The organism is Parabacteroides sp. AF17-28, assembly GCF_003479205.1.
Classification (GTDB): domain Bacteria; phylum Bacteroidota; class Bacteroidia; order Bacteroidales; family Tannerellaceae; genus Parabacteroides; species Parabacteroides acidifaciens.
The window spans coordinates 20111-31106 of record NZ_QUGV01000037.1 but is presented as its reverse complement, the minus strand read 5'-3'; the positions used below and the strand labels follow the sequence as shown (position 1 = coordinate 31106).

Here is a 10996-nt window from a genome sequence, read left to right as displayed (position 1 = left end):
TCACGGCCTCCCTTTCCCATTCACTTTAACTAAAAAGCTTAATCTACGAAAAATCGAAGATTACTTAATATAAATGCGCGTCTTTATCGGACGTTTACTTTCTGTGTCAACACATGGCCGCCACTGCTCAGGCGAACGATGTAGATTCCTTTCGGAACGGAGATCGTTTCTGCCTGGCTGATCGTGCGATGGGCAACGACTGTACCTGCCATGTTGACAATAATCATTTCTACCGGTGTGGCCGGCTGGATTTGGATACCGCCTTCGCGACCGAAGATTGCCGATTCGGCAAGAGCCTCTTCAACACCTGTTGCGAAGTCAACCGTTACCTGGCAAAGAGCAGTCAGACCGCCGTTGATGGCTGTGGCAATGATGGTTGCTTGGCCTACTTTGACAGCGGTTACTTTACCGTTGGCGTCGACTGTGGCAACAGACGGGTCTGTGCTTGTCCATTTTACGCCGCCGGCAGCTGCCGGTTCAACAGTTGCAATCAATGTGTAAGATTGCAGGCGTGCTAATGTCAAAGTTGTCTTATCCAACTTGATACTGGTTGCATCCGGAGTCGTGTCGCCAGTACCACCGCCTGTACTTCCACCGCCTGTTGTCGGGGTGTAAACGGATTCGTAGGCGCCGAGGTGAACGGTTTTGTTCTGACCAACGATCGTGAAACGAGACTCGCCTAAGATATCTTTTGCATCGTCTGCTATTCCTTCGATATCACCGAGGGCACGGGCTACCAAAGATTTCTCGATCAACTGGTACGGGATTTCTGCCTGGCTGGATCTGAGATCGTCGAGGTTACTAAGTGCTAAACTGCTGGCACTGCTAATTGCTGCTGCATCTGCTGCAGTTTTCAGTGCGTTGTGATGTGCGACTGCTGCCTGATCTCCAATAATTGCTTCATCTGCATTCGTCCAGAGGATATTGTTCTTGATAACAGCTGTTGCTAAAGCATTGCTGATTACTTCAATAGCTGTTGCAGCATCGGTTGTATTCACGAATGTGTTGTTGATGATGGAAACAGCTTCGCTGTTACCGGTTGTAATATCCATCAACTTCATATTGCCATTGTTGTAGAACAGACAGTTAGAAACCGTAACTTTTTTACCGGAAATGATTGCACCTTCGCCTACGATACCAACAAACTTACAACGGTCGATCGTTGCGGTAGCTTCGCCTGCTGCAATTACTTCGGAAAGGGCTCCTGCGGTCGATGCTTTTGTCAATACATTCACAAAGTTACAGCCGCTTAAAGTAAAGGTTGCGCCACTGGTTGCTGTGATTGCTTTGCCGACAAATTCAGCACCTTCGATAACAACAACACCTGTTCCTTTTATATCAAGAGCCGCAGTTGTAGCGTCAGCCTTGAATCCGCTATTTGTCAGATTCAGTTCGCCTGATACTTCAACGGTTGCGCCTTCGATGTAGGCACCTTCCAGATTAACGGTTGATTTTGCTGCAACTTCGATTGCTTTCGGAGTTGTTGTTGCACCTTCTTCTACTACAATCTGGATGTTTTCCAATGTTAGTTCGGCTCCTTCTGCTGTTGCAAATGCAGTCTTGCCCTCCTTTACTGTGATTGTAACCGGTTCTGTTGCTTCTTCCTGTGCTTTGATAACGGTTGTTGCAGAAACTGTCAGTGTTTCTTCTCCCAGTTCTACATCACCGGACAAAACGATTTCCGGTTCGTTACCCTTAACAGCTTCTTCCAAGCCTTTGGCATCTTTAACCGGTTCTACAACTTTTACAAACTCGAAAGCGCCCATGTCGATAGTGGCTACACTTTCAACCAATCCTTGAATACGGGTTTTACCGGCCAAGTCTGTCTTCGGATAAGTAGCAATATAGGCAGCGTTTGAACCGCCGTTGATACATGGATTGACAGCTTCGCCAATCTTGGCTGCCAGTTCGTAAGAACCTTCTTCAAACGGGTTATCTTCTAACTTTACATTGTGAGTAGTCGTTGCATCTGTTTCCAGAGAAGCGCTTGCGCTGTAAGTAATTGTTCCCCCTTTTACAGTAGAATTGGTTACTGTTTCCATCACACTGTTTATAATGGTGCATTGGCTGTTATCGAAAGCAGAAACATTCGCTTCGGCTCCCTCTAAAGTTGCTTTATTGCCCCAAACTGTACAGTTTATCATTTTTGCTCCGGCAACAGAAAACTCAACAGCACCCTGTGTCGTATCGTCTTTGCCTTCAGCCGTTGCAACACCTTTTGTACCGGTGGCCGTATTGCCATAAACTAATGTATTGACCATTGTCGCTTTACCGTTCAGGCCGACACCGGCAATATTGTAAGCGGTATTGCCATATACCTTGCAATTCAGAATTTGCATATTGCTTGCCTCATTGTTAATGTCGTTTATATTCGTACGGGTATTGATACCGCCTGAATGAGCACTTGCGTTATCTCCTGTTACCGTATTATTATAAACTTCACTGTTCTGGATTGTACCGATAAAGTGCATGACAACACCGCCACCGCTGGCAGCCTTGTTATTATGGATCAGACATCCGTCGATCACACCGCCCATATAGCACATCACGCCACCGGCCTTGCCAGTAGTTACGTTTGTACTGATTTCGCAATTCTTCAATGTTACATTCTTTGTAATAATTGCACCGGCTGCATTATCGGCTTTCCCGTTTGTGATAACCAGGTTGCTCCAGGTGGTTGCATTTGTCAAGCCTGATTCCTCAAACTTAGAACCATCGTAGTCAGCATCTGCCTTATAAGAAACCACGCGTCCTTCGGCGGCGCCGTTCAGGATAGAAGCCGGTTTTCCGCTACCATCCACTGCTCCGGTTACATTAACACCGTCTTTCATAACGAAGTTGCCGATATATTCTCCGGCAGCCAGTTTCACTTCTTTGTTTGCAGCGTTGATCGCCCCTTGCAGGAACTTGGCAGGCAGTGCGTTTTCGGCAGAACTACCGTCTTTCTTGCCTGCGCCTTCTACGGATACATAATAGGTGTCAGCCGTTTTACCCAACATCAGCGTAAACGGACGTTCTGTTCCGGTAATATAAGTAACTAATTTGTCGGTCGTGGAAGCACTTCCGGCTGTCGTGGCATTGGTGTACAGATAAGCATCTGCCAATTCCATGATGGCGTCTGAAGGGAGGGTAAGTTCTGTATTCTTATTTACTAAAGTCATAACAGCATCCAATGTCGTATTCTTGGATACGATTGTGCCTTTAGTACCTTTTGCCATTGGCAATGCATCTACAACACCCTCGGCCGATTCGATCTGTGCGTAGACATACTTATCGCCGGTCCAGTGCAGATAGCTGTAGAAACAATCAGTGTACGTGTTTGCTTCGGCAATTGCTTTTTCTGCGGCAGCATCATAAGTCACAGTCGCATCTGTTGTCTTTGTTGTTCCGTCCGGCAATGTCAATTGCTTGTTGTCGCGCAGGATTATGGCTGTTGATGTAGATTTATCTGTTGCCGTAAAATTGTAATTGGTAAATGTGTTGTTCTTTATAGTATAGGTGACAGATGTATTTTGCGGATACAGCATCAAGCCGTTTGCAACATAAGTGTTGGCCGATACGCCACCGGTGAAGTCGCAGTTGTCAATCGTGATCTTGTCGGCAATGGCAACTACGGCACTCTTTTCCCATACCTTGAAGCCGTAGCTGTTCTGGTTCAGTTTCAGGTTTGCCAGCGTAACATCTTCGGCTTTGACCAACAGGTTGCAGTTGTTGAACACGGCCTTGTTGTCGGCATCCAGCCCTTGCACCTTAATGCCTGTCGAAATAGTCCAATAATGTGTGTTGGCTTCTTCATCTTTTACGGACAAATCAAATTCGCCGGCCACATAGATCGGAGCGCCGGCCACCGAGTAATTTACAGCTGTATGCAGCGATGCCGGATTATTGCTTACGCAACTGAATTGGCGCAAAGGGGCTTTTCCGGCTGCGTTTGTCGCACCACTGTAATTCCAGTTGCTGCGTCCATAATCCAGATAGCAGTTCATAAAAGTGTTATTTTTCCAAAGGTCGATCTCGTTTGGAATGACAACCGTAGTTGAGCTTTTGTCTGAGAAGCCATTTCCAAAGCGGCTTAACGATGATTCCTCCGTAACCAATAGAGCCGTAGAACTCCATCCCTCGGTTCTATCATTAAACATATGGAAAACGTTGTTGGCAATATTATAACTTACCTCTCCATCGCCGTACGGCCAGATATTCACACCGTTTCCAACTTTCGTCCCGCTGGTGTTAGCTTCCATGACAAATTCGTTTTCCCGAATAGTTGCCGATTTAGCAACAACATCGATTGCGTTTTTAGTCAAAACACTCTCATCTCCACCTTTAATATGGATTTCCAGGCCATTGATCGCACAGTCGTTTGCCAATAAATGGAATGAACCATACACAACCGGACGTTTTGTTGTGCCCTCTTTGGGTTGGATCGTTGTTCCGGCTTTTGTTAATGATCCCATCGATACAATCGCATCTGCGCTTCCGTACGTTCCTTCGGCAACCAGGATGGTAACAGCACTTGCATCCGCATCTGCATTTGCCGCATCGATAGCCGCCGACAGAGTTGCATACGGTAAGGCTTCCGTTCCGTCTGCCGAATCTCCGGCTTCACTTCCGGCATCTACATAAATGGTTAAAGGTTCCGGTATGGCTTCTGCCATGATCCACCCGATACCCGCCAGCACCATAAAGGCAGCCAGCATACATGTTCTTTTGAGTAAATTTACCCTTCTCATGTTTGTTTTGTTTTTGATATCCATCAATTCCCGGACTGGATGGTTTTTGCATAATAAAAGAGGCGTGGGAACTGTTGATATATCTATCATTGAGGCTCTCGACTGCCCGGTTGTATGATATAAACAACAGCCCACGCCCTTTTTGCTTGTATATGCGTGCATGCTGGCGCATGCCTATATAACAAGGAAAGGAACGCGAGCGTTTTGTTGTCTATTACCCATACAACCTGAAATTGTCGAGATTTCAATGATAGGATAATATCTTAAAAACGCTTCTCGTTTATCTAATAAAACGCATTGACCCGCAACGCCATGCAGGTGTACATGGAGGCAAAAGTAGGCCTTAGTTTTCAATAAACAAAGAAAAAGAAGAAAAATAATGTGCTAATGGTTGAAGGGATACGTTTATTAGTAGCTGATACTTATATTCTTTTCATTCTCTTTTGAAAAACTGTTTGCAACGTTCTGTATGTCTTGCAGTGTAAATTTTCCCGTCAGGCGGATGATGACGTATTCGGATTCCGTATCGGCCAGCATGATCATTTCGTTTATCTGGTCGCCTTTCTGCTCGATGTAGAAGGTCGCTTTGGTGTTGTTGTCTTTGACACGCATCAGTTCTTCGTGCGATTTGCCGATGAGGCCGCTGAATTCTTTCCGCATCTGGTCCCGTATTTCCCGTTTTTCGGAAGTGAGGATCTGGAGGTTGTTTATTTTCCCTTTCAGGTTCATCAGGTCGAGGCCGCCACTCTCTATGTTAGGCATCATTTCAAACATTTTCTTGGAGATGAAAACGGATGTCACGTTGTCCATGTCGGCATATTTCTCGAACAGTCTATCCTGGGCAAAGCACAGGCTTGTGCAGCAAAGGAACAAAATCAGGAATATATTTTTGTATTTCATAAGATTAATCGTTTAAATGTTTGTTTAATATGTTGTTTACTTTATCGATTTCCTGTCCTGCGTTGTTCACCTGGCTAAGACCTTTGTTGAGGTTCTGCGACATCAGGAGCAAGGCTTTTTCGGCGGCGACGGCGGCATCCTTCGGATTGGTGTAGGTGTCGGCGAGGCGGTCCGGAGTGTGAGACGGCGCGTCATACTGGAAGATGCCGATACATAGCAAGGCTACGGCAGCGACTCCGCTTAACCAGTATAAAGAACGTCTCCGGGTCAATGAACGAGTTTTCTTTTCCTCTGCGACAGCCCAGGCGTCGATCTGCTGTTCCAGCCGCCGGGAAAGTCCTTCCGGTAAAGCCTGCTCCTCCTGGAGGGCTTTATTGATCAGTTCGTCTATATTTTTATCGTTCATATTCATGTGCATAATATTTATCAAATTGTTCCCGGATTATTTTCCGTGCCCGGGAGAGTAGCACCCGTATGTTGACGGCGTTCAGGCCGGTGATCTGTTCTATTTCGTCCATCGAGCAATCGTCTATCCCTCTTAGCCGGATAACTTGCCGTTGGTTTTCCGGCAGGCGGCTGATCAGGTAGCGGATATGCTCTACTTTATCCTGCATTTCCAGCTCTTTGTCCGGCGAAGAATCTGTGGAGAGCGTGACGGCCTCTGCGACGTCTTCGTCGTGCCTGTTAGCACGGGGAGACCGGAGATAATCGAGGCAGAGGTTCTTGACCAGCGTAACACAGAAGGCTTCCGGATTTAGAACATTGGCCAGTTCTTCCCGCCGGCTCCATAGCTTATAGTAGGCGTCTTGCAGGATGTCTTCGGCATCGGCTTTGTTTTCGACCAGTGCGTAGGCAATCCGGAAGAGCTTGGGATGGAGGGGGAGGAACAGCCTTTTAAAGCTATCAACGTCCATTTTTATGGTCGTTTACTACCCGTTCGATATCGGATGGTTTGATCTTTCCTTTGATGCGGATCAGAGCATCGTCGCCGCCGTCGGTTGTCAGGACTACCAGTTCGCGGATCATCTCTTTATCGATACGCACCATTACTTTTGTACGGCTGCCGCCTTCGTTGCTTGTGACCATTGTCTCGAAATTGGGATCTTTCAGTTGCTTGATGGCCGTGCGGAGATTTTCTTTGACAGTACTGCCGCATTCATCGAAGGAAAGGACCTCGATACTGCTTACCCCCATCGTTTCGGTAAACATACTGCTTATTTTCATCAGGAACGGACCGACCGTTACGCGGGTTACGTTATCCTGTTTGGCGAAATCGTTGAACAACTTGTCCATACTCTGGCTATATCCTGCCTGGCAGAATAGAATGAGAATCAGAATTGCAATGTATTTTTTCATCTTTCTTTATGTATTAATCGTTACTTAATTCCGTTAGTTCCGGCTCATTCAATGCGCGCTATTGAAGAGCGTTCATTAAGTAGACGGTAGTGGTTGCAAAGTTGTTACAAATAAATTGAGAATTTCTTATTTTTCTTTGTTTTCTGCTATTTCGACGAAATAGACACTCGAGCAGATAAGCAGAACGGCAATCAGTTGTGTCCAGCTGAAGCGGTCCTGTCCTAATGCTAAGGAGGTGATGGTTGCCACAATCAGGATCAGGTAGCCATAGATGGCAACGAGCGTCGTTTTCAGGTATTTCAGTCCGATCGGGACAAGCAGGTAACTGATAACGGTCGGGAAGATCAGGACAAACAACAATACGCCCATCGGTTTCCAGTGGATCGGAGAGGTGAGGACGGCAGCATCGAATCCGGTTATTGTCGAAACAATGATGCCGGAAAACGCCGCACCCGAAAAGGTGTATCTCAGCATTGTCATGACTCCGACATTCTTCAGAATGCGGTTGCTTGCAATCAGATAGACGGCATAAGCAACGGAACTGAGCAGGCAGAGTATATTCCCTGTCAGGGCATCCGAGGCCAGATCGTCGCTTTTCTGTGTCAGGATACACAGCAGTGCGCCTCCCAACCCGATGAGGATACCGGTTACTTTCATCTTCGTGATTGTCTCTTTAAAGAAAAGGACGGACAGGATGAACACCCAGATCGGTTGCAGGCTGGAAAAGATAGAGCTGGATACCGGCGTCGTCTTGCTTAACCCGATCAGGTAGAAGAACATAAAACCGTAGATACCGAGTGCACCTAAGAGGAAAAGGAGTATTTTGTCTTTCCGGGTGGATGTCTCCGGTTTGGTGAAAAAACCGATGATCCAGAAGGCGACGGCTGCGAATGTACATCGCAGCGTGACACCGGTCAGCGGACTCATCCATAGCGGTAACAGATATTTCAGCGCATTCATGTTCAAGCCGCTGAATATTTTGGATATGACAAGGCTGATATTGGCTTCTCTGATTTTATTTTTCATGTTTTCTACTGTTGTTTGAGTTATGCGGATTTAAAACTGTCGTTAAATAAGAAGGAGTCCTGTTTGAGGTAAGCCCAGACGGCGGCAGCCAGTGCGATAACCATATTAAAGATGAATGCGAACTGTTGCGTTTCGATATGGAACATATCTTTGAACACATTAATGATAAACGGGCAAAGCAGGATCGCCAGGTAGTTCATAGCCATGACGAAAGCCAAAGCTAACGTTACTTTTGCCGGTATGGCGGTACGGGTTGTCTTATCGTAGGCAATAGGCTGTATGACGCCGTAGCCGAGCCCTGCCAGGATGCAACCGAGCCCGATCAGCCATTCGGTGCGGGAGACAAGGATAAGCGCCATCCCGGCAGCGATGGAGAGCATACAGGCAAACTTGGTCTTTTTCCCGAAATAGGAGACTATCTGGTTGAGGACGAACCCCGGCGCCATGATAGCCAGGAAGAAGAGTGAAATCATAAGCCCCGAATTGCCACTGGTAAAATGGTATTCCTTCATCAGGAACGGGAGGTTGAAACTGATGATGATGACCAGATAAGTGGCTAATCCGTAGAATAGCATAATCTGTATCAGGTGGCGGATTTGTATGCCGAATTTGCCGAAACTGTTGTTGGTATCCGTCCCCGTGCGGCTCTGTGTCGCTTGCGGGGAGACAGCCGGATAAGGCGAAATATTCTTTTTCAGATAGAATGAAAGGACGATCGAGATCAACGGAAAGAGATAGACGACGAACGGCAGGTGCCAGTTCACTTCCGCCAGATATCCTGTCAGGACGGTTGCTAACACTAACGTTACATTCGTAATGGCTGAACTGAGCCCGAATTGCTTCGTGCGGTATGTCCCGGTAAAAAAACGGGAAATCAAGCCGGTGGAGAGTGGTACGATCAGCCCGGAACCGACTCCTAACAGTGCGCTGACGGCTATCAGTTGCCACATTTTTGTGGAGACCAGATACAAGACACCGCTCAGTGAGAAGATCACCAGCCCGACTTGCAACAGGAAGATATTATTGACCTTTTCCGTCAGTTTGCCGGACAAAATGATAAAAGGAATGATCAGCAGGGAGGGTAACGACGAAAGCATCTGTATATCCAGCTCCGTGGAATGCGGAAAGATTGCCGAAAGTTTTCCTAAGATAGGAGACACAGCCAGGCCGGGCAACGCATTCAGTGCCGATATCGACCATATACCTATTAATGTAATAAGGGGAATCGTCCCCTGTCCGGTCTGTATTCGCATAATCGTTTCGTTTTAGCGTTTGTGAATAGTGATTTATGATTTATTTATTGTATTGAAACAAATCCGGATTCTGAATGTTCACTATGCTTATAAAATCCTTTTACAGAGTCGTTTTAGGTTAAAATACGAGTAGATTTTGGCACTCTTATATAACATTATTTTAATAAAGCTCAAATGTCGTATGTTTAACCAAAAACATAGAACAATTGCGGATAGCAGCTGTTTTTGCCATACAATCGACCGAGATAAGTCGATAACGCCATTAATAATTAAAAACAAAAAAGACATGGAAGATTCTAATTTTAGAAAAGGTGATGCCAAGACAGCGATCTTTGGCTCGAATGCAATGTTGCATCCCGCTCCAGTAGATGTAATCCCCGATGGTCCTACCACTCCGGAGATTGCCTATCAGATGGTAAAAGACGAAACCTACGCACAAACACAACCGCGCCTGAACTTAGCCACATTCGTGACTACCTGGATGGACGATTATGCAACCAAATTGATGAATGAAGCAATCAACATCAATTACATCGACGAAACGGAATATCCGCGTATCGCAGTGATGAATGCCAAATGTATCAACATCATGGCTAATTTGTGGAACAGCCCCGAACAGGCTAAATGGAAAGCCGGCGCATTGGCTATCGGATCTTCCGAAGCATGTATGTTGGGGGGTGTTGCAGCCTGGTTACGCTGGCGTGAAAGAAGGATCGCACAGGGTAAACCGACCGACAAACCTAACTTTGTGATCTCTGCCGGTTTCCAGGTTGTCTGGGAAAAGTTCGCCCAACTGTGGCAGATCGAAATGCGCCAGGTTCCTCTGACACTCGAACACATCACGCTCGACCCGCAAGAGGCTTTGAAGTATTGCGATGAAAACACGATCTGTATCGTTCCCATCCAAGGTGTTACCTGGACTGGCTTGAACGACGATGTAGAAGCATTGGATGCCGCCCTTGACGAATACAATGCAAAGACAGGCTACGATATTCCTATTCATGTAGATGCCGCTTCCGGCGGTTTCATCCTGCCGTTTCTGAAACCGGAGCTGAAATGGGACTTCCGCCTGAAATGGGTACTTTCCATCAGTACTTCCGGACATAAATACGGCTTGGTATATCCGGGATTAGGTTGGGTTATCTGGAAAGACAAGAAATATTTGCCGGGTTCCATGTCTTTCAGCGTGAATTATTTAGGAGCAAACATCACCCAGGTCGGCTTGAACTTCTCGCGTCCTGCCGCACAAATCCTGGGACAATACTATCAGTTTATCCGTCTCGGCTTCCAGGGATACAAAGAAGTTCAGCAGAACAGTATGGCTGTGGCCGATTACCTGCATACTGAAATCGCCAAGTTCGCCCCGTTCCAGAATTACAGCAAAGACGTTGTGAACCCGTTGTTTATCTGGTATCTGAAGCCGGATTATGCAAAGACAGCCAAATGGACACTGTACGATTTACAGGATAAATTGAAACAGAGCGGATGGATGGTTCCGGCCTATACGCTGCCTGAAAACCTCGAACAGTGCGTCGTCATGCGTATCGTTGTCCGCCAGGGATTCAGCCGTGATATGGCAGACCAGTTGTTAGGTGACATCAGCGGTGCTATCGCCGAGCTGGAAAAACTGGAATATCCGACGCCGACACGTATCGCACAGGATAAGAGCCAGGAAGTAAAAGGCTCTGTCTTTACCCACACGGGCTGTGCCAAATCAACAAAATAAAGTAG

The 10996-nt window shown here is 46.7% G+C and carries 8 protein-coding genes; 1 reads left to right on the top strand and 7 read right to left on the bottom strand.

Annotated features, from left to right (window positions below; genetic code table 11):
* Positions 1 to 83 precede the first annotated feature (83 nt).
* The 7 genes from DWW90_RS19060 to DWW90_RS19030 all read right to left on the bottom strand — a co-directional run bounded on the left by DWW90_RS19060 (position 84) and on the right by DWW90_RS19030 (position 9265).
* On the bottom strand, positions 84 to 4730 hold the full coding sequence (locus tag DWW90_RS19060) for an Ig-like domain-containing protein (protein WP_158582876.1): 4647 nt from the start codon (positions 4728 to 4730) through the stop codon (positions 84 to 86).
* A 408-nt stretch (positions 4731 to 5138) separates the two neighbouring features.
* Positions 5139 to 5630 carry a DUF4252 domain-containing protein gene (locus DWW90_RS19055; protein ID WP_115501047.1) on the bottom strand — a complete coding sequence of 164 codons (492 nt, stop codon included), beginning with the start codon at positions 5628 to 5630 and terminating at the stop codon, positions 5139 to 5141.
* A gap of 4 nt (positions 5631 to 5634) precedes the next feature.
* A complete protein-coding gene (locus DWW90_RS19050; protein WP_199662220.1) occupies positions 5635 to 6036 on the bottom strand; it encodes a hypothetical protein in 402 nt (133 codons plus the stop codon).
* Positions 6026 to 6544, bottom strand: coding sequence for an RNA polymerase sigma factor (locus tag DWW90_RS19045; protein WP_122346114.1), 519 nt, complete (start codon positions 6542 to 6544; stop codon positions 6026 to 6028). The genes DWW90_RS19050 and DWW90_RS19045 overlap by 11 nt, the downstream gene beginning before the upstream one ends.
* Positions 6534 to 6986, bottom strand: coding sequence for a DUF4252 domain-containing protein (locus DWW90_RS19040; RefSeq protein WP_122332200.1), 453 nt, complete (start codon positions 6984 to 6986; stop codon positions 6534 to 6536). The genes DWW90_RS19045 and DWW90_RS19040 overlap by 11 nt, the downstream gene beginning before the upstream one ends.
* 126 nt (positions 6987 to 7112) lie before the next feature.
* Positions 7113 to 8012: a DMT family transporter gene (locus DWW90_RS19035; RefSeq protein WP_122346113.1), complete on the bottom strand. Its 900-nt coding sequence runs from the start codon at positions 8010 to 8012 to the stop codon at positions 7113 to 7115.
* Between the two features lie 20 nt (positions 8013 to 8032).
* Positions 8033 to 9265 carry an MFS transporter gene (locus DWW90_RS19030; RefSeq protein ID WP_122346112.1) on the bottom strand — a complete coding sequence of 411 codons (1233 nt, stop codon included), beginning with the start codon at positions 9263 to 9265 and terminating at the stop codon, positions 8033 to 8035.
* 286 nt (positions 9266 to 9551) lie between these two features.
* Between DWW90_RS19030 and DWW90_RS19025 the strand changes: the two genes are divergently transcribed.
* Entirely contained in the window at positions 9552 to 10991 is a 1440-nt protein-coding gene (locus DWW90_RS19025) for a glutamate decarboxylase (protein ID WP_122346111.1), read from the top strand.
* Positions 10992 to 10996 lie beyond the last annotated feature (5 nt).